Annotated in this window: 16 protein-coding genes; 13 read left to right on the top strand and 3 right to left on the bottom strand. The window is 71.4% G+C overall.

Annotation, left to right across the window (positions count from 1 at the left end; genetic code table 11):
• Positions 1-150: 150 nt before the first annotated feature.
• From ABZ865_RS24995 to ABZ865_RS25005, 3 genes are all read left to right on the top strand, one after another.
• Positions 151-3027 (top strand): DEAD/DEAH box helicase, encoded by a 2877-nt coding sequence (locus ABZ865_RS24995; RefSeq protein WP_361234595.1) that lies wholly within the window; start codon positions 151-153, stop codon positions 3025-3027.
• Positions 3024-4349, top strand: a complete 1326-nt coding sequence (locus ABZ865_RS25000) for an SWF or SNF family helicase (RefSeq protein ID WP_361234356.1) — start codon at positions 3024-3026, stop codon at positions 4347-4349. The genes ABZ865_RS24995 and ABZ865_RS25000 overlap by 4 nt, the downstream gene beginning before the upstream one ends.
• Before the next feature lie 103 nt (positions 4350-4452).
• Positions 4453-5793 carry an esterase-like activity of phytase family protein gene (locus ABZ865_RS25005; protein ID WP_361234359.1) on the top strand — a complete coding sequence of 447 codons (1341 nt, stop codon included), beginning with the start codon at positions 4453-4455 and terminating at the stop codon, positions 5791-5793.
• A gap of 160 nt (positions 5794-5953) precedes the next feature.
• On the opposite strand, the gene xylA is transcribed toward ABZ865_RS25005, so the two are convergent.
• Positions 5954-7120: a xylose isomerase gene (xylA, locus tag ABZ865_RS25010; RefSeq protein ID WP_361234362.1), complete on the bottom strand. Its 1167-nt coding sequence runs from the start codon at positions 7118-7120 to the stop codon at positions 5954-5956.
• Between the two features lie 181 nt (positions 7121-7301).
• On the opposite strand from xylA, the gene xylB reads away from it, so the two are divergent.
• The 9 genes from xylB (at position 7302) to ABZ865_RS25055 (ending at position 19769) form a co-directional block, all read left to right on the top strand.
• Entirely contained in the window at positions 7302-8747 is a 1446-nt protein-coding gene (xylB, locus tag ABZ865_RS25015) for a xylulokinase (RefSeq protein ID WP_361234365.1), read from the top strand.
• Positions 8748-8888: 141 nt separating this feature from the next.
• Complete coding sequence (locus ABZ865_RS25020; protein ID WP_361234368.1) at positions 8889-10097, top strand: ROK family transcriptional regulator; 1209 nt, start codon at positions 8889-8891, stop codon at positions 10095-10097.
• Positions 10098-10417: 320 nt separating this feature from the next.
• On the top strand, positions 10418-11902 hold the full coding sequence (locus ABZ865_RS25025; RefSeq protein WP_361234371.1) for an APC family permease: 1485 nt from the start codon (positions 10418-10420) through the stop codon (positions 11900-11902).
• An 81-nt stretch (positions 11903-11983) separates the two neighbouring features.
• A complete protein-coding gene (locus ABZ865_RS25030; protein ID WP_361234374.1) occupies positions 11984-12997 on the top strand; it encodes an acetamidase/formamidase family protein in 1014 nt (337 codons plus the stop codon).
• A 62-nt stretch (positions 12998-13059) separates the two neighbouring features.
• Positions 13060-13662, top strand: coding sequence for an N-acetylmuramoyl-L-alanine amidase (locus ABZ865_RS25035; protein WP_361234377.1), 603 nt, complete (start codon positions 13060-13062; stop codon positions 13660-13662).
• Positions 13663-13740: 78 nt separating this feature from the next.
• A complete protein-coding gene (locus ABZ865_RS25040) occupies positions 13741-15078 on the top strand; it encodes a GAF domain-containing protein (protein WP_361234380.1) in 1338 nt (445 codons plus the stop codon).
• A 56-nt stretch (positions 15079-15134) separates the two neighbouring features.
• Positions 15135-16658: an aldehyde dehydrogenase gene (adh, locus tag ABZ865_RS25045; protein WP_361234383.1), complete on the top strand. Its 1524-nt coding sequence runs from the start codon at positions 15135-15137 to the stop codon at positions 16656-16658.
• 212 nt (positions 16659-16870) lie between these two features.
• A complete protein-coding gene (locus tag ABZ865_RS25050) occupies positions 16871-18091 on the top strand; it encodes a metallophosphoesterase (protein WP_361234385.1) in 1221 nt (406 codons plus the stop codon).
• A gap of 169 nt (positions 18092-18260) precedes the next feature.
• Positions 18261-19769, top strand: coding sequence for a DUF4246 domain-containing protein (locus ABZ865_RS25055; RefSeq protein ID WP_361234388.1), 1509 nt, complete (start codon positions 18261-18263; stop codon positions 19767-19769).
• 49 nt (positions 19770-19818) lie between these two features.
• On the opposite strand, the gene ABZ865_RS25060 is transcribed toward ABZ865_RS25055, so the two are convergent.
• Together ABZ865_RS25060 and ABZ865_RS25065 are read right to left on the bottom strand one after the other, a co-directional pair.
• Positions 19819-20199: a hypothetical protein gene (locus tag ABZ865_RS25060; RefSeq protein WP_361234391.1), complete on the bottom strand. Its 381-nt coding sequence runs from the start codon at positions 20197-20199 to the stop codon at positions 19819-19821.
• A 121-nt stretch (positions 20200-20320) separates the two neighbouring features.
• A complete protein-coding gene (locus ABZ865_RS25065) occupies positions 20321-20779 on the bottom strand; it encodes an ATP-binding protein (RefSeq protein WP_361234394.1) in 459 nt (152 codons plus the stop codon).
• Positions 20780-21095: 316 nt separating this feature from the next.
• Between ABZ865_RS25065 and ABZ865_RS25070 the strand changes: the two genes are divergently transcribed.
• The gene (locus ABZ865_RS25070) at positions 21096-21962 is read left to right on the top strand and encodes a helix-turn-helix transcriptional regulator (protein WP_361234397.1); all 867 of its coding nucleotides are present in this window, start codon (positions 21096-21098) and stop codon (positions 21960-21962) included.
• Positions 21963-21989 lie beyond the last annotated feature (27 nt).

A 21989-nucleotide genomic window follows, 5' to 3' on the forward strand; every position in this document is an offset into this window, starting at 1 on the left:
ACCCTGAGAGATCCCTGAGGCGCACCGGCGCACCCCCTAGTGGTCCACGTCACAGAGTAAGCGTTCTTGGCGAGCCTGCGACGTCCTGTACCCTCGGCGACTTCGAAGCGAGTAGTCAAATTTGAGGAGTGCGGCAGAGCTGTGCAGAGCATGTTCCCGGCACCACCCTCCGAACTGTCCGAACTGACCCGCTGCAGCGCCGTGTTCGTCCCGCCCGATCCCGCCCGCGCCGGTGTGATGGCCTTCTGGCGGCCCGACGGCGGGCCCCTCTCCGGAGTGCCCCACGGCGTCGTCGAGGAACTGGACCTGACGCTTCCCGTTTCGGACGGAAGGGTGGAGCGGGCGCGGCTTCCTGCCATACGGCTGCCGCTGTCAACCGCCCTGCCGGTGCTCACACGCGCGCGTGGCGAGTCGGGAAGCCACCGGGCCACCGCCTTCTGGGGAGCGGCCGGAATGCTGGCCCTGCACTTCCTGGCGCGCGGCCTGCTCCTGCCCGGCCTGTCTCCGGACGACCACGACATGTGGCGGGTGGGGCCGCTGTCCGCGCACGACGCGGAGCTGGTCCGTGAACTCGCCGCGGCCATGCCCCCGGAAGCACACGCCGTGCCCATCGCCGCGGGCGGACCGGCCCGGCTGCCAGACCCGGAGCACCTGGTGCGCGCCTTCCTGGACGCGATGGCCGACACCCTCCCCCGCTCGCCCGCCGCACCGATGGTGACCGGAGGCGCCGCCTATGCCGCTCGGGAGCCGCAGCGTCTGCCCGGGCTGCGGGCGTGGGCCGACGACATCGCCGCGGGCCATGACACGGGCCTGCGGCTGTCGCTGCGGGTGGAGGCACCCGGTCTCCTGGACGGCGTGCCGGAGGGCGAGGCTCCGGTGCGGTTCCGAGCCGTCCTCCAGGCGCATGGCGCGAGCGGAGCGGCGGACGTCGTGGACGCCGCCGAACTGTGGGCCGCGTCGGGCACGGCAGCCGTGCCCGAGATCTTCGGCCCCCGCGCGCGGGCGGACACGTTGCTGGCGTTGCGGCGCGCCGCACGCGCCTGGTCGCCGCTGGCGCCGCTGCTGGCGGCCGCCGTACCCGATGCGGTGGACCTCGCCGACGACGAGGTCGTCGAACTCCTGGGTGACGGCGGGCGTGCGCTGGCGGCGGCGGGCGTCGACGTGCACTGGCCGAAGGAGTTGTCGCGCGAGCTGACCGCCCACGCGGCCGTCGGTCCGCCGGACCACGGGACGGCCTCGGGCGGATCCGAGGAGGCGGCTTCGGCGCTGCCGTCCTTCCTGTCGGCCGAGGCGATGGTCGGATTCCGCTGGTGGTTCGCGCTCGGCGGCCGGGAGCTGACCCGGGAGGAACTGGACCGTCTCGCGGAGGCCAAGCGTCCCCTCGTACGGCTGCACGACCGCTGGGTCCTCGTCGACCCCGGGGAGGCCCGGCGCGCACGAGCCCGGCAGGACGGCTCTCTGACCCCCGTAGAGGCGTTGGCGGCCGCTCTCACGGGCTCAGCCGAGGTGGACGGCCACCGGGTCGACGTACGGCCCACCGGATGGCTGGCGCGGCTGCGGGAGCGGCTCGCTGATCCGGAGGCGGCGCAGCCCGTAGGACAGCCGCCCGCGCTCGACGCCACCCTGCGCGACTACCAGCTCCGGGGCCTCGGCTGGCTGGCCCGGACGACGGCCCTGGGCCTGGGGTGCTGTCTGGCCGACGACATGGGCCTCGGCAAGACGGTCACACTGATCGCGCTGCATCTGCACCGTCAGACGGACCCGTCGGCGGCGGGGCCCACGCTCGTGGTCTGCCCGGCCTCGCTGCTCGGCAACTGGCAGCGGGAGATCGAGCGGTTCGCCCCCGGCCTGCCGGTGCGCAGGTTCCACGGACCCGTACGCGATCTCGGCTCCCTGGCGGACGGGGAGTTCGTCCTCACGACCTACGGGACGATGCGCCTGGATGCCGAGCGGCTGGCCGCGGTGCCCTGGGGCATGGTCGTCGCCGACGAGGCTCAGCACGTGAAGAACCCCTACTCGGCGACCGCGCGTGCGCTGCGCACCATCGGCGCACGCGCACGCGTGGCGCTCACCGGCACCCCGGTGGAGAACAACCTCACGGAACTCTGGGCGATCCTCGACTGGACCACACCAGGGCTGCTGGGCCGGCTCGGCACCTTCCGCACCCGGTACGCGCAGCCGGTCGAGGGCGGCCAGGATCCCGCCGCGGCCGAGCGGCTCGCACGGCTCGTGCGGCCGTTCCTGCTGCGGCGCCGGAAGTCGGACCCCGGCATCGCGCCCGAGCTTCCGCCGAAGACGGAGACCGATCATCCCGTCGCGCTGACGCCCGAACAGGCGGGCCTGTACGAGGCGTTGGTCCGCGAGACCCTCGACCGGATCGCCACCGCCGACGACATGGCCCGGCGAGGCCTGATCGTGAAGCTGCTGACCGGGCTGAAGCAGATCTGCAACCACCCGGCGCAGTACCTCAAGGAGGACGGCGCGAGGCTCCCCGGACGCTCGGGGAAGCTGGAACTGCTCGACGAACTCCTCGACACGATCCTCGCCGAGGGCTCCGCCGTTCTGGTCTTCACGCAGTACGTGCGCATGGCCCGCCTGCTCGAACGGCACCTGGCGGCCCGTGGCGTGGCCTCGCAGCTGCTGCACGGCGGCACCCCGGTCGTGGAACGCGAGGCGCTGGTGCGGCGCTTCCAGGACGGCGAGGTGCCGGTGTTCCTGCTGTCGTTGAAGGCCGCCGGTACCGGTCTGAACCTCACCCGGGCCGAGCACGTCGTGCACTACGACCGCTGGTGGAATCCCGCGGTCGAGGCACAGGCCACGGACCGCGCGTACCGCATCGGGCAGACCCGCCCGGTGCAGGTGCACCGCCTGATCGCCGAAGGGACTGTGGAGGATCGCATCGCGGAGATGCTCGAACGCAAGCGGGACCTGGCCGACGCGGTGCTGGGCGCCGGCGAGGCCTCGCTGACGGAGCTGACGGACGCGGAACTGGCCGCACTGGTGGAGCTGCGCGAGGAGGCGCGATGAACCACGAGCACGCGACGAACGACGAGAACGATCGGGGCCTGGAGCGCACGTTCGCCGCGCTGCCGCCCGCGGGCGGGCGCGGGTTCGCGGGGACCTGGTGGGGGCGCGCATGGCTGAGCGCCCTGGAGGACGCGGCACTGGACGGCGCGGCGGTGAAGGCGGGCCGCCGGCTCGCGCGCGCGGGAGGCGTGGGGGCGGTGACGGTGCGGCCGGGCCGGGTCACCGCCGTCGTACGCGAACGGAGCGGAGCGGCGCACCGGGCCGACATCCTGGTGCCCGAGCTGTCCGAAGCGCAGTGGGACATGTTTGTCGATCTGGTGGTGGAGCGCGCGGGACACCTCGCCGCACTCCTCGACGGCGAACTGCCGTCGCACCTGATCGAGGACGCGGCGGTCAGGGGAGTCGACCTGCTGCCCGGCTTGGGCGATCTGGAACCGGAGTGCGACTGCGGCACGTGGGACCACTGCGGACACACCGCCGCCCTCTGTCACCAGGTGGCACGCCTGCTGGACGAGGATCCGCTCGTGCTGCTGCTGATGCGTGGCCGAGGAAAGAGCGCCTTCCTGGAGGAACTGCACCTGCGCGGCACCGCACCTCGCGCGGAACCCGCCACATCGGCGGGCGTGGACGCGGTGGAGGCGTGGGCCGCCGCGGACATCCTGCCCCCGCTGCCCGCCCTGCCCGGCCTGCCCGAGAAACCCGGTGAACCGCCGTCCTTCGACGCCGAGTCGGTACCAGCGCCCGCGCTCGATCCCGCGGCGCTGCGGTACCTGGCCGGGCGCACGGCCGTGGAGGCGCACCGGCTGCTGGCGCGAGCCCTCCACGGGGGCGGGCAGGAGGAGACCGGTATTCGGGAGTTGACCGCGCATCAGGACGCCGTGCGGCTTGCCGACGGCACCGCTCCCGATGCCGTCGCCGACCGGCTCGCCGACGGGTCCGGGCGCGGCCGCGACGGGCTGGCGAGGGCTGTCCGCGCCTGGCGCCTCGGTGGAGCGGCGGCACTGGCCGTCCTGGACGAGAAGTGGCAGGTGGAGGGCGTGGCGCTCGCCCGCGCGCGCGTGGCCTTGGAGGAGGCCTGGGAGACGGAGGAGCGGCCGTCGTTCCAGGCCGACGGCAACCACTGGACCCTCGCGGGCGCAGGAGTGCAGCTTCGGCTCGGCAGGGACGGCCGCTGGTGGCCCTACCGCGCGGAGGACCGGCACTGGTTCCCGGCGGGCGACGCGGACCGGGACCCGGCCGCGGCACTGGCGGCCGCACGGCCTACCCCTAAGAGCCGCCCCCTCTCAGATATCTGTCGTTCCACCATCTCGAAATGGACATGATCGGACGAGTGTTGGTCGCTGTTCGTACACCTGGCCGTTGTGCGCAGTTCCCCCCGGGGTCCAAGGGTGACCGCAGTCACCGAACTTGCCCTCAGGAGGGTCGATGTCCCCGCATTCCGCCAGCCGGCGCCGCGTCCACCGTTCCGTCGCCACGGGGCTGCCGCTGGCCGTGGCCGCCGCCCTCGTGGCCGCGACGACGGCCACGGCGGCGCCCGCCGGGGACGCCCAGGTCATCCGCACGGCGACGCTCGGGGAGATCCCGCTCGGCACCTTCAGCAACGCGCTGCTCCCCGGCAGCGTGGGCGACGACCACGGGGTGCACCTGGGCGGCATCGGCAGCGACATCTACCCCGCGGGCCACAAGGGCGAGTACTGGACGGTGACCGATCGCGGCCCCAACGGCCAGATCAAGGTGGACGGCAAGAAGCGCCGGACGTTCCCGGTACCCGGGTTCGACCCGGCGATCGTGAAGATCCGGGTCTCCGGGGACGAGGTCGAGGTGATCGACGCGATCCCGCTGACCACGACCTCGGGCAAGCCCGTCACCGGGCTGCCCGACCAGTCGGGCCGCGACGAGACGCCGTACACCTACGACGCCCGGACAGCCCTGTCGTTCAACCCGAACGGCCTGGACACCGAGGGCATCGTGCGGGCCGCCGACGGGACGTTCTGGCTCGTGGACGAGTACGGCCCCTCGCTCGTGCATGTCTCCGCGCGCGGCAAGGTGCTCACCCGCTATGTGCCGAAGGGGCTGAACCTCACGGGCGCCGACTACCCCGTGGTCGAGGCGCTTCCCTCCGTCCTGCTGCACCGGAAGATCAACCGCGGTTTCGAGGGTCTGGCTCAACTCCCCTGCGGTGACCTGGTGGTGGCCCTCCAGAGCCCGCTCTCGCTGCCGGACGCGAGCGCCGGTGACGCGTCGCGGACGACCCGCCTGCTGCGCTTCTCGCCGGGGAAGAAGGCCGTCACCGCCGAGTACGCCTACCGCTTCGACCCGGTGAGCGTCGTCGACCCCGGCGAGGACGACACGTCCGAGCTGAAGATCTCCTCCGTGGTGGCCGTCGGCGGTGACCGCCTGCTGGTCGAGGAGCGCACCGACAAGGCGGCCCGGCTGCAGCTGGTCAGGCTGGGCCACAGGAACGACATCCTCGGCGGCCCCTGGGACGACGACACGACCGCCCCGTCGCTGGAGCAGTTGGAGGACCCCGCCGCGGCAGGGGTGCCGGTGCTGACCAAGCGGCTCGTCGTCGACCTGGGCAAGGCGAGCGGCGTTCCGGGGAAGATCGAGGGCATCGCGCGCGTGAACCGCGACACGCTCGCTCTCATCAACGACAACGACTTCGGCATGACGGACGGGACGGGCGCGTTCGACGCCGAGGGGCGCCTGGTCGACAGCGGTATCAAGACGACCGTGACGTACGTCCGGCTTCCCGAGGACGTCTGACCCGGGGACGTCCAACCCGAGGACATCCAAGAGGACGTCCCAGGGGGCCGCGACCATGGAGGGCCGGCAGTAGGCCGGCCCCACTCAGGCTCCGGAAAATCGACACCCGCGCGCGTGGGGGCGACGCCAGCCGTGGCGGCCCCCACGCGCGCGTGCGTGATCAGCTCCGGGCGCCCAGCAGGTGGTCCATCGCCAGCTGGTCGAGCCGCTCGAAGGCCATGCCGCGGGCCGCGGCGGCCTCGACGTCGAAGTCCTCGAAGGCCGTGCGGTCGGCGAGCAGGGACTGCAGGCCGTCCGCCGCGGTGGGCTGGGCCAGCTGGTCGAGGCGCGAGGCGCGCAGCGCCTCCTGGACCTCCGGGTCGGCGCGGAAGGCGGCCGCACGCTCCTTCAGGATGCGGTAGTTGCGCATGCAGCCGGCCGCCGACGCCCACACGCCGTCCAGGTCCTCGGTCCGCGGCGGCTTGAAGTCGAAGTGGCGCGGCCCCTCGTAACCGGCGCTCTCCAGGAGGTCGACGAGCCAGAACGCGGCCCTCAGGTCGCCGGCGCCGAAGCGCAGGTCCTGGTCGTACTTGATGCCGGACTGGCCGTTGAGGTCGATGTGGAAGAGCTTGCCCGCCCACAGGGCCTGCGCGATGCCGTGCGGGAAGTTCAGCCCGGCCATCTGCTCGTGGCCCACCTCGGGGTTGACGCCGTACAGCTCGGGACGCTCCAGGCGCTCGATGAAGGCCAGGGCGTGGCCGACGGTGGGCAGCAGGATGTCGCCGCGCGGCTCGTTCGGCTTGGGCTCGATGGCGAAGCGGATGTCGTACCCCTGGCCGGTGACGTACTCACCGAGGAGGTCGAAGGCCTCCTTCATGCGGTCGAGGGCGGCGCGCACGTCCTTGGCCGCGCCGGACTCGGCGCCCTCACGGCCGCCCCAGGCGACGTACGTCTTCGCGCCCAGCTCGGCCGCGAGGTCGATGTTGCGGATCGTCTTGCGCAGGGCGTAGCGGCGGACGTCGCGGTCGTTCGCGGTGAACGCGCCGTCCTTGAAGACGGGGTGCGTGAAGAGGTTCGTCGTGGCCATGGGGACGGTCATGCCGGTCGCGTCCAGGGCCTGACGGAAGCGCTTGATGTGTGACTCGCGCTCGGTGTCCGAGGACCCGAAGGGGATCAGGTCGTCGTCGTGGAAGGTCACCCCGTGGGCGCCGAGCTCGGCCAGGCGCTGCACGGTCTCGACCGGGTCGAGGGCGCGGCGCGTGGCGTCGCCGAACGGGTCCCTTCCCTGCCAGCCGACGGTCCACAGGCCGAAGGTGAACCTGTCGTCGGGGGTGGGCTGGTAGCTCATGCCGCGGCTCCTTGTTGCGTACGACTATTTCGTCATGGCCGTTTACAAATTAGTATGCGAACACACCTGAGGGAAGAGACAAGGTGTCTTCGACGACAAATCGGCACGGCCCGGTGACGTCGACGGAGGCCGTTGCCCGCTCACAGCACAACCCGCAGAGCCGCGGAAGAGGGAGAGCCCGATGTCAGCAGCCGAGGGTCCGCTCGTCGTCGGCGTGGACAGTTCCACCCAGTCCACGAAGGCGCTGGTCGTCGACGCGGCCACCGGGGAGATCGTGGCGAGCGGCCAGGCGCCGCACACCGTGTCGTCCGGCGCGGGCCGGGAGAGCGATCCCCGCCAGTGGTGGGACGCCCTGTGCGAGGCACTGCGCCAGTGCGGTGACGCGGCGCACGAGGCGGCCGCGGTGTCGATCGGCGGCCAGCAGCACGGTCTGGTCACCCTGGACGAACGGGGCGAGCCGGTGCGTCCGGCACTGTTGTGGAACGACGTCCGCTCGGCGCCGCAGGCCCGCCGGCTCGTCGAGGAGCTGGGCGGACCGAAGGCCTGGGCCGAGCGCACCGGCAGCGTGCCCGGCGCGTCGTTCACGGTCACGAAGTGGGCCTGGCTGGCCGAGCACGAGCCGGACGCGGTCCGGGCCACGCGGGCGGTGCGGCTCCCGCACGACTACCTCACCCAGCACCTGACCGGTCAGGGCACCACGGACCGCGGCGACGCCTCCGGAACCGGCTGGTGGGCGTCCGGAACGGAGACGTACGACGAGGAGATCCTGGCGCACGTCGGGCTCGACCCGGCGCTCCTGCCGCGTGTGGTACGGCCCGGCGAGGTGGCCGGCACCGTGCGCGACAGCCACGACCTGCCGTTCTCCAAGGGCACCCTGGTGGCACCGGGCACCGGCGACAACGCGGCCGCGGCGCTCGGCCTCGGCCTGCGTCCGGGCACCCCGGTGCTGAGCCTCGGCACGTCCGGCACGGTGTACGCGGTCTCCAAGCATCGCCCCGCCGATCCGACCGGCACGGTGGCCGGCTTCGCCGACGCGCACGGAGACTGGCTGCCGCTGGCCTGCACCCTGAACTGCACGCTCGCCGTGGACCGCATCGCGGCCCTGCTGGGCCTGGACCGCGAGGCCGTCGAACCCGGCGGGTCCCTCACCCTGCTGCCGTATCTCGATGGCGAGCGCACCCCGAACCTCCCGCACTCCACCGGACTGCTGCACGGGCTGCGCCACGACACGACCGGGGGTCAGCTGCTCCAGGCGGCCTACGACGGAGCGGTCCACTCGCTGCTCGGCGCGCTCGACCTGGTCCTCGACGCGGACGCGGACCGCAGCACCCCCCTGTTGCTGATCGGCGGGGGCGCCCGCGGAACGGCCTGGCAGCAGACAGTACGGCGGCTGTCGGGTCGTCCCGTCCAGGTGCCCGAGGCGCGGGAACTGGTCGCCCTCGGCGCCGCGGCGCAGGCGGCGGCCCTGTTGACCGGCGAGGACCCGGCCGCGGTGGCCCGCCGCTGGAACACCACCGCGGGGCCGGTGCTGGAGGCGGTCGAACGGGACGAGGAGACGCTGAACCGGATCGCCGGGGTACTCTCCGACGCGGCCCCGCTGCTGGAGCGGGGGACGGGATCGCGCTGAGCCCAGCCGCGGACGCCGGGGGTGGACGAGGAGCCGGGCTCGACAATGGACTCCGGGAACAGAGCTGAGCCCGCTCCCGGACACCCTGGCCGGACCGCGGAACGAGCCCGCCCGGCCGCGGACACGAGGATTGACGGAGGCATGACCGCACCGCTGCACGAGAACCGCTCGTCCGGGACCGGACGCGCCCTGCCGGACACCCAGCAGGGCATACGCCGGCGCAACCTGGCTCGGGTCCTGCATGCCGTCAGCGCGGAGGGTTCGCTGTCGCGGGCGGCGGTCGCGTCACGCATCGGTCTGACGCGGGCGGCGGTGTCGACTCTCGTGGACGAGCTGATCCGCTGGGGCCTGCTGGAGGAACTGGGCCCCGAACGGCCTGGCCGGGTGGGCCGGCCAGGATCGGCGCTCGCGGTGAGCGGGCGCGGTCCGGCCGGTATCGGGGCGGAGGTCGGCGTCGACCACCTCGCGGTGTGCGCGGTCGACCTGCGCGGCACGGTCCGCGCACGGGCCGTGCGGCACGTCGCGAACCGGGGCCGCGCCCCCGGCCCGGTGATCGAGGAGCTGACGGCCCTGGTCCGCCGGGTCGTCGCCGAGGCGGAGCGGGAGGGGCTGTGGCCCGCCGGGCTCGCGGTCGCCGTGCCCGGCCTCGTGGCCCGCGACGGCCGTACGGTCGTCCGCGCGCCGAACCTCGACTGGCGGGACGCGGACCTCGGTGCCCTGCTGCCCGGCGGTCTGCCGCTGACCGTGGACAACGAGGCCAACTTCGGCGCCCTGGCGGAACTGTGGCTCGGCGCCGGTACTCCACGCGACTTCCTGCACGTGTCGGCGGAGATCGGCATCGGCGCCGCGGTCGTCGTGGACGGGCAACTGCTGCGCGGAAAGCGGGGGTTCGCCGGAGAGCTGGGCCATGTCCCGGTCCGGCCCGACGGACCGGCCTGCGCGTGCGGCGGGCGCGGCTGTCTGGAGCAGTACGCGGGCGAGGAGGCGGTACTGCGCGCGGCCGGACTGGAACCGGGCGAGGACGTGGTCGGGCTGCTCGCGGGGCGTGCCGAGGGGGGCGACGAGGCGGTACGGCAGGCCCTGCGGGACGCCGGGAGCGCGCTCGGCATAGCCCTGACCGGGGCGGTCAATCTGCTCGACCCCGAGTCGGTCGTGCTGGGCGGGGCCCTGGCGGGTCTTTCTCCGTGGCTGTTGCCGTCCCTGGAGAGCGAGTTGACCGGCCGTACGACGGGGCCCGCCTGCCCGGTGGCGGTGTCCGGGCTGGGCCCGGAGGGCCCGTTGCTGGGGGCCGCGCACTCGGTCGTCCGGGCCGTCCTGGACGATCCGGCGTCGGTGGCGGATCGGTCCTGACGGTCGCGCCGCGCTGTGCCGGTGCCTGAGGCCTGAGCCAGAGGCTGAGGCTGAGGCTGAGGCGTGGTTCTCGACCGTTTCCTGGGCGGAGGGGACCAGATCCTCACTCGATCGAGTGGCCGAGTTGCCCACAGCCCGCGACTTGTCCACGGATCCGTGGCACACCCTTCTGCCCAACTCGCCTGCGCCGTACCGTGATTCACGTGAGGCGCGGCCGCCGTCCCTTCGCGGCGGAGCGCTCTCGGCACGAGAGGTGCGCGCTCGTCGAGTGACGGCGGGCTGACACGTATCGACATGTATCGGCACGTATCGGGGGACACATGCACGAGGAGACGACCGGGGCGCTCCGGCGTGACGCCATCGGTTTGCGCGAGGTTCTGTTCCAGAGCATCACGGCGATGGCGCCGGCCGCCGCGGTGGCCGCGTCCATTCCGTCGGGCGCCGCCTTCGCCGGCGGCAGTCTGCCACTGGCGGTCCTGGTCGCCCTGGTGGCCTGCCTGTTCACCGCCTCCTGCGTGGCAGAGCTGGCGCGCGAGTTACCCGCGGCCGGCTCGGTGGCCACCTACACCGCGCGGGGACTCCACCCGGCGATCGGCTTCCTGGTCGGCTGGGGCTACGTCTTCGTCGAGATGCTCGTCCCGCCGCTGCTGCTCCTCCAACTCGGGTTCACCACCGCGGGCACGCTGCACGAGGAGTGGTCCTCGTATCCGGCGGACCTGTGGTGGCCCTGGTCGCTGGCGGGCGCGGCCGTCATCGCGGTCGCCGGATACCTCGGGGTTCGCGCCTCGGCCCGCTTCGGCACCGTCCTCGGTGTCTTCGAGATCCTCGTCCTCCTGGTGTTCGCCGTCTGGCTCATCGGCAGAGCGGGCGACGCCAACACGCTCTCGGTGTTCGGCACCTCCCACACGGCGGAGGGGTATGCGGGCGTCAGCGGCGTCTTCGCGGGGTCCGTGTACACGGTGCTGGCGTTCGCCGGGTTCGAGGCGGCCGCGCCGCTCGCCGAGGAGACGCGCGATCCCCGCCGGACCATGCATCGCGCGGTGCTCGGGGCGGCCCTGGGAATCGGCCTCTTCTATGTCGTCACGACCTACGCGATGACCGTGTATTTCGGCCCGGAACGGTTCGCGGCGTTCGGAGCGTCGGGGGCCGCGTCCTGGGAGGGCGTCGCCCGGGCGTCGTTCGGCCTCTTCTGGGTGCTGGTCTTCCTGGCGGTGGTCAACTCCACGATCGCCAACGCCAACGCGTGCGCCAACGTCTCGACCCGCACGGCCTTCGCGCTGGCCCGCATCCGCGTCCTGCCCCGCCTGCTGGCCACGCTCCATCCCCGGCACCGCTCCCCCGTGGCCGGCATCGCCCTGCAGACCGTCGTCGCGGTCGGCGCCGTTCTGGGACTCGGCTTCGGCTACGACCCGGTGACCGCCTTCCTGCTCCTGGCGACGGTGATCGTCACGGTCGTCGTCGGCGTGTACATCGTGGTGAACCTGGCCTGCGCGGGTTACTTCCTGCGGGCCGGCCGGCAGGCGTTCAAGCCGGTACGGCATCTGCTGTTCCCCCTGCTGGGGATCGCCGCGTTCGTCCCGGCGCTGCTGACCGCCGCGGGACTACCGGTTTTCGACTTCGTGACCGAGCTGACGGCGCCGGTGTCCTACGCGGGTCCGGTCGTCGGTCTCTGGATGGCCGCGGGCGTGGTGGTGCTGCTGGTCCTGATGCGACGTCACCCCGAGCGCATAGCCGAGACCGCGCGGGTGCACGTCGAGGAGCCCCACGCGGTCACCGGCCGGCAGGACGGAACCGTTCCGTACTGATCGGCCGTCGGACGCACCGGCACACACGCGCGCGAGCACTACTGGCAGTTGGCAGGTACGACCGGAAAGGCCGAACCAACGATGACCGATCCCCGGATCCTTACCGTCCGCCCGGAACCGGACGCGTACGCCTGGACGTTCGGCGGCGCTCCTCCGGTGGCGCGGATCGCGCCCGGCACGGTTCTCGATCTGTACACCGAGGACTGCTTCGCCGGCCGGGTGCGCTCCGAGAAGGACCTCGTGTCCGAGGTCTGCGAGTTTCCCTTCCTCAACCCGCAGACCGGTCCCTTCCACATCGAGGGCGCCGAGCCCGGGGACACCGTGGCCGTGCACTTCGTGTCCATCGAACCGGCGCGGGACTGGGCCGCGTCGACCACGGTCCCGCTGTTCGGCGCGCTCACCTCCACCCACACCACGGCCTCGCTGCAGCCGCCGCTCCCGGAGCGGGTCTGGATCTGGCAGCTGGACCGGACCCGGCGCACCGCCCTGTTCCGGGCGCACGACAGTGACCTCGAACTGGAGCTGCCCCTCGACCCGATGCACGGCACAGTGGGCGTCGCCCCCGCCAATCTCGAGGTCCGCTCGGCCCTGGTCCCGGACGCGCACGGCGGGAACATGGACACCCCCGAGATGCGGGCCGGTGTCACCTGCTACCTGGGGGTCAATGTCGAGGGGGCCCTGCTCAGCCTCGGTGACGGGCACGCGCGGCAGGGTGAGGGCGAGACCTGCGGGGTGGCCGTGGAGTGCGCGATGAACACCGTGGTCATCGTCGACCTGCTGAAGGACGTCGCCACGCCCTGGCCCCGGCTGGAATCGGACACGCATCTCGTCTCGACCGGCTCGGCACGCCCGCTGGAGGACGCGTTCCGGATTTCGCAGCTCGACCTGGTGCAGTGGCTGGTGCGCGACTACGGATTCAGTGAGCTGGACGCGTACCAGTTCGCAACCCAGGCGGTCGAATCACCGTTGGCCAACGTGTGCGACACCAACTACACGTGCGTGGCCAAGCTCCGCAAGGAGTGGCTGCCCGCGCGGGAGACATACCGCGGCCTGCACCAGCGGCTGCGGGAGACGGCCCGGGCGCTGAACCTCTGACGCTTTTCAGTTCCCCCAGCAGGTGACGCCTTCACCCCCACGCTTCGGAAAGGCACCCGACGATGGACCACAACCGGGCCCGGCCGGGCCTCAGCAGGCGACGGCTGCTGAAGGGCGCGGCGCTCGCCGCCGTTCCCTACGCGCTGCTCCCCGGCGCGCACGCGGGCGCGCAGGCGGCCGTCGACTACCCCTCCGGCGAGTGGCAGCCGGCGAGCAGCAGCAACTTCACCGCCTCGAGCCGTCCCTCGGCGTACACCATCGACCGGGTGATCATCCACGTCACACAGGAGACCTACTCCAACACTCTCGCCATCTTCCAGAACCCGCAGAAGAAAGTGTCCGCGCACTACGTGGTCCGTTCGGCGGACGGGCATGTCGCCCAGTGCGTGCGGGAGGCCGACGTCGCCTGGCACGCGGGCAACTGGGGCTACAACACCCGCAGCGTCGGCATCGAGCACGAAGGCTGGGTGGACCAGCCCGGCTACTTCACCAACGCCCTCTACGAGCAGTCCGCGAAGCTGACGGCGGCGGTCTGCGCCAAGTACGGCATCCCCAAGGACAGGGAGCACATCATCGGCCACTACCAGGTGCCCGGCACCGATCACACCGATCCCGGTCCGAACTGGGACTGGGTGCGCTACATCAGACTGGTCAATTTCGCCTAGGCGGACGTCGAACCGGTTGTCCGCGCGAACACGGCGCGTGACGATGGTCCCAGTCGTTTCACGTCCGGGGAGGCCGAGTTGACCGATCCGTGGGTGGCCCTGGAGCCCGGGGCCGACCCCGCCGAGCGGGTCCGGGTGCTGCGCCGGGCGCACGAGACGTTCACATCGGCGGGCACGGTGCCCCGGCCGGTGCGCTCGGTGGTGGCGGAGTCGTGGCGGCGCAGCGCGCGAGCCGGCGTGGGGCCGGACGGCACCGCGAGCGTGGAGCTGACCGACGGCGACCTCGGCACCTACCGGGCCGAGCATCCGCTGGCCCGGGTGATGCCGCTGTTCCGGGAGCTGCTGGGCACGTTCGCGGCCGACGGCGAGCATCTGCTCGCGGTGTGCGACGCGCACGGCAGGTTGCTGTGGGTGGAGGGGCATCCGGCGACCCGGCGCAAGGCGGACGGGATGAACTTCGTGCCGGGGGCGCGCTGGTCGGAGACCGCGGTCGGCACCAACGCGCCGGGTACGGCGGTGGCCGTGGACCGGCCGGTGCAGGTGTTCGCGGCGGAGCACTTCATACGGCGGGTGCAGCCGTGGACGTGCGCGGCCGCGCCGGTGCACGATCCGCGCACCGGCCGGGTCCTCGGCGCCGTCGACATCACCGGCGGGGACGGGCTGGCGCATCCGCACAGCCTGGGCTTCGTGCAGGCGGTGGCGCGGGCCGCCGAGTCGCAGCTGGCCCTGCTGGCGCCGCCCCGGCAGGCCGAGGACACCCCGCTGCTGAGCGCGCTGGGCCGCGACGAGGCCGAACTCCGCCTCGACGACGGGCGCCGGATCAGGCTCAGCCGCCGGCACAGCGAGATCCTCGTCCTCCTGGCCCGGCATCCCGAGGGCATGAGCGGTGACGAGTTGCTGTGCGCGCTGTACGCGGACGAATCGGTGACGCCGGTGACGTTGCGCGCCGAACTCGCCCGGTTGCGACGGCTGTTGGGGCCGGGGCTGCTGGCGTCACGGCCGTACCGGCTGACGGCGGCGGTCGAGTCCGACGCCACTGTGGTGGAGCGGCGGCTGGAGGCGGGGGCGGTCGCTGCGGCGGCGGAGGCATACCGCGGCCCGCTGCTGCCGGGTTCGCAGGCGCCCGCGGTCGTACGACTGCGGCGGCGGATCGCCGATGCCGTGCGGACGGCGCTGATCGCGCAGTGCGACCCGGACCTGCTCGCAAACTGGGCGCACGCGCCCTGGGGCGAGGCGGACCTGGAGGTGTGGCGGGCGCTGGCGGCAGTGCGGCCGTCGGCGCCGGTGCGGGCGCGGCTCGCGGCGCTGGAGGCCGAGCTGGCCGTACCCGGGGTGGTGCCGGCCCGCCGGGCCCTTGCCGCGCGGCGACCGGTGCCGACCGGCGGCGCAACGTACGTGCAACGTCGGCCCGTCTAGCCTCGCGCCGGAAGCTGCCCAACGGCGGGCAGCGCTTCACCGGGAGGCAGACCAGCATGACCCGATACGCGGCGCCCGGCACCGAGGGCGCGATCGTCTCCTACCAGGCGCGCTACGACCACTTCATCGGCGGCGCGTACGTGCCGCCTGTCCGCGGGCAGTACTTCGAGAATCCGTCGCCGGTCAACGGGCAGCCGTTCACCGAGATCGCGCGTGGCACGGCGGAGGACGTCGAGCGGGCGCTGGACGCGGCGCATGCGGCGGCGCCCGGGTGGGGTCGTACGTCGGTGACGGAACGCTCCGACATCCTGCTGAAGATCGCCGACCGCATGGAGGCCTACCTCGAACCCCTCGCGGTGGCCGAGAGCTGGGAGAACGGCAAGCCGGTCCGCGAGACACTGGCGGCCGACATCCCGCTGGCCATCGACCACTTCCGCTACTTCGCGGGCGCGATCCGCGCGCAGGAGGGGTCGCTGGGCGAGATCGACGACGACACGGTGGCGTACCACTTCCACGAGCCGCTCGGGGTCGTCGCGCAGATCATCCCGTGGAACTTCCCGATCCTGATGGCGGCCTGGAAGCTCGCGCCGGCGCTCGCCGCGGGCAACGCGGTCGTCCTCAAGCCCGCCGAGCAGACCCCGGCGTCCATCCACTACTGGATGAGCCTGATCGCCGATCTGCTGCCGCCGGGCGTGGTGAACATCGTCAACGGATTCGGGGTGGAGGCGGGCAAGCCGCTGGCCTCCAGTCCGCGGGTGGCGAAGGTGGCGTTCACCGGCGAGACGACGACCGGGCGGCTGATCATGCAGTACGCCTCGGAGAACATCAAGCCGGTCACACTGGAGCTCGGGGGCAAGTCGCCGAACATCTTCTTCGACGACGTGTGGGCGCACGACGACGACTTCCGCGACAAGGCTCTCGAGGGCTTCACGATGTTCGCGCTCAACCAGGGCGAGGTGTGCACCTGTCCGTCGCGGGCGCTCGTCCAGCGCGGCCACTACGCCGAGTTCCTGGAGGCGGCCGTCGCACGCACCCGGCAGATCAAGCCGGGGCACCCCCTGGACACCGACACGATGATCGGCGCGCAGGCCTCCAACGACCAGCTGGAGAAGATCCTCTCCTACCTGGACATCGGCCGGCAGGAGGGTGCGAAGGTCCTCGTCGGCGGCGAACGCATCGAACACGACGGCGAGTTGAAGGGCGGCTACTACGTCCAGCCGACCATCTTCGAAGGCGACAACCGCATGCGGATCTTCCAGGAGGAGATCTTCGGCCCGGTCGTCTCGGTGGCCTCCTTCGACGACTTCGACGACGCGATCAAGATCGCCAACGACACGCTGTACGGCCTCGGCGCCGGTGTGTGGACCCGCGACATCAACACCGCGTACCGCGCGGGCCGCGCGATCCAGGCCGGCCGGGTGTGGACCAACTGCTACCACGCCTACCCCGCCCACGCGGCGTTCGGCGGCTACAAGCAGTCCGGGATCGGCCGCGAGACGCACCGGATGATGCTGGACCACTACCAGCAGACCAAGAACCTCCTGGTGTCGTACTCACCGAAGAAGCTGGGCTTCTTCTAGCCACCGGAAATGGGGCGCCTGACCAGGGCAGACGCCTGGCAGGCGCCCCTATCGGGCTCACCCTGGCCGCGAAGCGAAATTCGGAGCGGAGTCCTGCCATCCCGCGGAGAACCCCTCGCCCCAAGCTGCTGCGCCCATGAACGCCGGTCCGGCCGGCCCGAGGGCGACCGGATACAGTGCGCGAGACGGCAGCCTGGTCAGAGAGGGGAAGCGTGACCGACACCAGCAACGCCCGGCCCGCCGACAGCGAAGCGCAAGCTCCGCGGCCGAGCCGAGTGCACCGCCTGATGCGCTACATCCCCCTGATCGCCCCCGTACTTCTGTGGACCGTGCCCTGCTGGGCGCTCCTGTACACCGGCCAGCACTGGCCGCTGCCCGTCACGCTGGTCGGCACCGCCCTGTTCGTCCTCGGCCTCGTCGGTATGCCGTTCGCGATGGTGCGCGGCCACGGCCGGCGTCAGCAGGACCGGGCGGCGATCGTCGGTGACACCCTGCTGGGCACGAGCTGGGTCCTGTTCACCTGGTCCGTTCTGCTCGGCGTCTTCTTGCGGCTCGCCCTGACCGTGGCCGGCGTCGGCGAGAGTCAGGACCGGGCCCGAATCGTCACGTGGGCCGTCCTCGGCACAACCGCCGTACTGCTCGCCTGGGGGTACGCCGAGGCCCGCCGCGTGCCACGCGTGCGCCGCCTCGACGTGCAACTCCCGCGACTGGGTGCCGGGCTGGACGGCCTCCGCGTCGCCCTCATCACCGACACCCACTACGGCCCACTCGATCGCGCCCGCTGGTCGGCGCGGGTGTGCGAGACGGTCAACACCCTGGAAGCCGACCTGGTCTGCCACACCGGCGACATCGCGGACGGCACGGCCGAACGCCGCCGCGCCCAGGCCGCCCCACTCGGTACCGTGCGGGCCACCCGGGCCCGGGTATACGTCACCGGCAACCACGAGTACTACAGCGAGGCCCAGGGCTGGGTCGACCTGATGGACGAGCTGGGCTGGGAGCCGCTGCGCAACCGCCATCTGCTGCTCGAACGCGGAGGCGACACCCTCGTGGTCGCCGGCGTGGACGACGTCACCGCCGAGTCCTCCGGCCTGGCAGGCCACCGCGCCCACCTCGCCGGAGCCTTGAACGGCGCCGACCCCGACCTGCCCGTCCTGCTCCTGGCACACCAGCCCAAGTTCATCGACCGGGCGGCGGCCGCCGGCATCGACCTCCAACTCTCCGGCCACACCCACGGCGGCCAGATCTGGCCCTTCCACCACCTCGTCCGCATCGACCAGCCCGCCCTCGCCGGCCTCAGCCACCACGGCACCCGCACCCTCCTCTACACCAGCCGCGGCACCGGCTTCTGGGGCCCGCCGTTCCGCGTCTTCGCCCCCAGCGAGATCACCCTGCTGGTGCTCCGCAGCCCGCACCGGCCCACCTCGCCGTAGCACGGGACGGGCCAACACATCCGCCCGGTGCGCGGAGGCCGTTCGGGCATCACGCGGCCACGTCGAAGCCCTGGCTCCCGGGCCAGCGAGGACAGCGGTCACGGCTGCGGTGTCAGTGTGCTGACGTATCCTTCCCGCCTCCGCACACCGACCGGGAGGACCGAGAGAATTGACTGGCCTGCCTGCTTTCCCGCTGCCGTTTCATGCTTCCCGTTCCATAGCGTTCGCGACACCGCGAACGCTGCGGGAGCTTCAGATGATGCAGTGCAGCGCACACATTCGGGCGAAGCCGGGGTGGTTCGACAAGATGAACGATGCCGACATCGTCGCCAGGTGGACCCAGGAAGCGGTCGCCCAGGGGCTCACCGAAGCGCAGGTTCGTTACGTGCTTGCCGAACTCGTGCATTACGCCGCGCTGCGGGACGGACGAACCGGCGTGGAGGTGTCCGCCGTCGACGGGGTGTGGCAGTCGGACACGCTGGTCGACGACAAGCTCAGATCCCGGCTGCGCGAGGCGGTTCGGGTTCTGGAACAGGTCCCCGAAGCAGACCAGGACTGGCATCCCGGATCCGACGGCCAGGTACTGGATCTGGTTCATCCTTCACTGTTCTGCCTGGTGCGAGAGGTGAGCGGCGCGCCCGAGCGGGCTTGGCAGAACCCGACGGACCGCTACTCGAGGTACGAATTCTCGGAGAAATTCCAGTGGCTGCCCACGGACGTCGACGTCAGTGACGACGGCGATGTCGTCTTCCGTTCCTACGTCAACAACGTCCACCCCGACACTCATCGCGAACTCGCCTCCGTCCTGCCAGAATTGTTCGCGCGCTTCCGCCCACTGCTGGAGAACGTGCTCACCGATCTGCGCCATCCGCGACCCCTGCGGATCGAGGCCGATCCTTATGGGTGGTACGACTCGGAGCCGGACTATCCGGACAAGTCCTCCTACAGTGATGACGGGGCCTACGCAGAAGCCGTCCGTGCATGGGAAGAGGCCCAGGACGACTGGTGGGAAAACCGTCGCCCGGTCATCCCGGACGCCCCGGCCTTCACCCCGCCCGAGTTGCCCGATGAATTCGCCCGAGTCGACCTGCGGGGTCGCCGTCTCCAGGTCATCGTCAAGCTCGCCACCATTCATCTCACCCCGGACAAGCCCGAGTACCCTGGCGGTTCCTGGCATGTCGAGGGGATGTTGAACGAGCGGATCGTCGCGACCGGCATCTACTACTGGGACAGCGAGAACATCACCGAAAGCCGGCTGAGTTTCCGGGCGGCACTCGACGACCCGGACTACGAACAGAGTGACGACAACGGTGTGCGTGAGGTCTATGGCCTGGAGGACGAAGACGCACTGAACCAGGTGCTGGGATCGGCATCGACCCCAGCGGGCCGCTGCCTGGCGTTCCCGAACATCCTGCAGCACCGCGTCGGATCATTCCGCCTCATGGACCAGACCCGCCCGGGACATCGAAAAATTCTCGCGTTCTTCCTGGTCGACCCGTCGGAGACGATCGTTTCGACATCCGATGTGCCACCGCAGCAACCGTGGTCCGACACCTCGACCATGACGCTTGAACAGGCCAAGAACTACCGCGAACAACTCATGCAGGAACGCAAGTTCTTCGTCGACGAACACAACGAGCAGCTCTACGAACGAGAATTCTCCCTCTGCGAGCACTGAATCTCTCCTGACCTGCATACATGCAGGTCAGGAGGGCGGCCGAGCGGGATCACAGGGCCTCGCCGCTCCTCGATGACAAGGGCGCCCAGGTGTACTGGACGCGCACGCCGTGGTCGTGGAGCCAGGCGGTCTCACGGTGCCGGAGTTCATGCGCGGACTCCGGGGCGATGGCGCTGGGCCAGCGGACGAGTACCGCGGTGACATGGCCTGTCTGGACCAGCTGTCTCACACGCCGCCACCCTCTGCGCCGGGCCGGGTCGGGCTCACCGTACATGTCAGTGACGACCTCGGCGATCGTCAGTCCGCGCTCCCGGGCGAACGCGTGCCCCTCTGTCTGCGCGTGCTGCGTGGCCGCCCCGGGCGCGCCCGGGGCTCGGTCGGCGCATACGTACAGCACGACGGGAGAAGCGGTGTCGCCATGAGGGGTCATGGGCGCCTTCTGTAGGGGAATCGAACTGGTCCGGTACGCAGCCGGCCGGGCCTGGCCACGCTCCAACCGGCTTTCCCTGCCGAGGGGGCGCCATGTTCAGCGCCGACCGGTGCCCATGGCATCAGGGGTAGGCCGTCAACTCCGCCCAGACGACCTTTCCTTCGGCCCGCGTCGAGCATGCGGAACCCCAGCGGTCGGCGAGTTGCTGGACGAGGAACAGGCCCCGTCCGTTCTCCGCGCCGGGGCCGGCGTGGTGCTCGATCCGGCGGACCGGGGTGCGGCCGTCGTCGTGGAGTTCGATACGCAGGCGCCGCTCCTCGCCGGTCAGCGTGAGGCCACACAGCACATGACCGCTGTCGGTGTGGAGTACGGCGTTCGTGGTCAGCTCGGAGACCAGCAGCACCGCGTCGCAGCATGTATCGCCGGGCACCTGCCAGGCAAGGAGCCGGTCGCGCACGGTGTCGCGGGCGGATCTCACGCTGGTGCGCAGGGCGGGCAGGCCGAACCAGTACTCCCGACGAGGCACGGTCGTGGGTAAGGCGGGGGTCGAGGCCAGGGCTGAGGGCGTGGGCACAGTCACGGATGTCGCCTTCCAGCGCCTTCTCGGGGGCGGGCGCGGTGGGGGGATGCGGGCTCCAGCACGAGCGGCGAGAGGCGTACGACGAGGCAGGCGCCCCGCGGTGGGGCGCCGACGACGGCATCAGCATCACGTGTCCCGCCCGGGCCGGATGCTGCGTCAGAGCTGCGACTTGACCACTCACACGTCAACTATGCGCGTGATCGCGCTCACGCTGCAACCGACTCCCTGATAATTTCAGCAGCGCGGGTATCACCCTGGCGTCAACATCAAGTCACTGCCAGAATGGCATTGTTGATAGCCCCTCAGGAGGTTGGGCGTGAGCGAGGCCCGTTCCAGCACCAGCGCGCCGACGGTCCTGCGCATGATCCTCGGCCGCCGGCTGCAGGACATGCGGCTCGACGCCGGTGCCTCGCTGGAGGACGCGGCCAAAGCCCTGCGCGTGAAGACCCTGACGATCCGCCGGCTGGAGAAGGCCGAGGTCGCGCTGAAGCCTCTCTACGTGGAGAAGCTCCTGGAGACCTACGGGGCGGACCGCCAGGTGATCGACGAGTTCGTCGACCTGGCCGAGCAGGCCAACGAACCCGGCTGGTGGCACTCCTACCGCGACGCCGTCCCCAGCTGGTTCACCGCCTACGTCAGCCTGGAGACCAGCGCCAAGACGCTGCGCACCTATGAACCCCAGTACGTCACCGGCCTTCTGCAGACCCCCGACTACGCCCGCGCCGTACTGCGCGGCGGGTTGCCGAACGGGAGCGAGGAGGAGCTCGCGCGCCGCGTGGAGCTGCGGCTGCGCCGCCAGAGCCTGCTGGAGCGCGCGGACGCCCCCACGTTGTGGGTGGTCATGGAGGAAGCCGTCCTGCACCGGGCGGTGGGCAGCGCGGACGTGATGCGGGAGCAGATCGAGCGGCTCCTGGACATGTCCGAGCTCGAGCATGTCAGCATCGACATCGTGCCGTTCGCGGCGGGTGCGCATGTCGGGGCGTGTGCACCGTTCACGTATTTCCGGTTCGAGGAACCCGAGCTGCCCGACATCGTCTACAGCGAACTCCTGTCCGCCTCCGTCTACCTGGACCAGCGCGCGGACGTCGTCGCCCATCTCGAGGCGCATTCCCGTATGGCGCTACTGACGTCGTCGGAGGACAGCAGGGCGCTTTTGAACCGCATGCGCAAGGAGTACCAGTGACATTCAACGACGAGGGCGTCTACAACG

Source organism: Streptomyces sp. NPDC047085 (assembly GCF_040643735.1).
GTDB lineage: Bacteria > Actinomycetota > Actinomycetes > Streptomycetales > Streptomycetaceae > Streptomyces.

Bases quoted from the DNA above. Each gene is read 5' to 3' on its own strand.
- ABZ865_RS24995 (WP_361234595.1), top strand. From the start codon at position 151: ATGTTCCCGGCACCACCCTCCGAACTGTCCGAACTGACCCGCTGCAGC.
- ABZ865_RS25000 (WP_361234356.1), top strand. From the start codon at position 3,024: ATGAACCACGAGCACGCGACGAACGACGAGAACGATCGGGGCCTGGAG.
- ABZ865_RS25005 (WP_361234359.1), top strand. From the start codon at position 4,453: ATGTCCCCGCATTCCGCCAGCCGGCGCCGCGTCCACCGTTCCGTCGCC.
- xylA (WP_361234362.1), bottom strand. From the start codon at position 7,120: ATGAGCTACCAGCCCACCCCCGACGACAGGTTCACCTTCGGCCTGTGG.
- xylB (WP_361234365.1), top strand. From the start codon at position 7,302: ATGTCAGCAGCCGAGGGTCCGCTCGTCGTCGGCGTGGACAGTTCCACC.
- ABZ865_RS25020 (WP_361234368.1), top strand. From the start codon at position 8,889: ATGACCGCACCGCTGCACGAGAACCGCTCGTCCGGGACCGGACGCGCC.
- ABZ865_RS25025 (WP_361234371.1), top strand. From the start codon at position 10,418: ATGCACGAGGAGACGACCGGGGCGCTCCGGCGTGACGCCATCGGTTTG.
- ABZ865_RS25030 (WP_361234374.1), top strand. From the start codon at position 11,984: ATGACCGATCCCCGGATCCTTACCGTCCGCCCGGAACCGGACGCGTAC.
- ABZ865_RS25035 (WP_361234377.1), top strand. From the start codon at position 13,060: ATGGACCACAACCGGGCCCGGCCGGGCCTCAGCAGGCGACGGCTGCTG.
- adh (WP_361234383.1), top strand. From the start codon at position 15,135: ATGACCCGATACGCGGCGCCCGGCACCGAGGGCGCGATCGTCTCCTAC.
- ABZ865_RS25060 (WP_361234391.1), bottom strand. From the start codon at position 20,199: ATGACCCCTCATGGCGACACCGCTTCTCCCGTCGTGCTGTACGTATGC.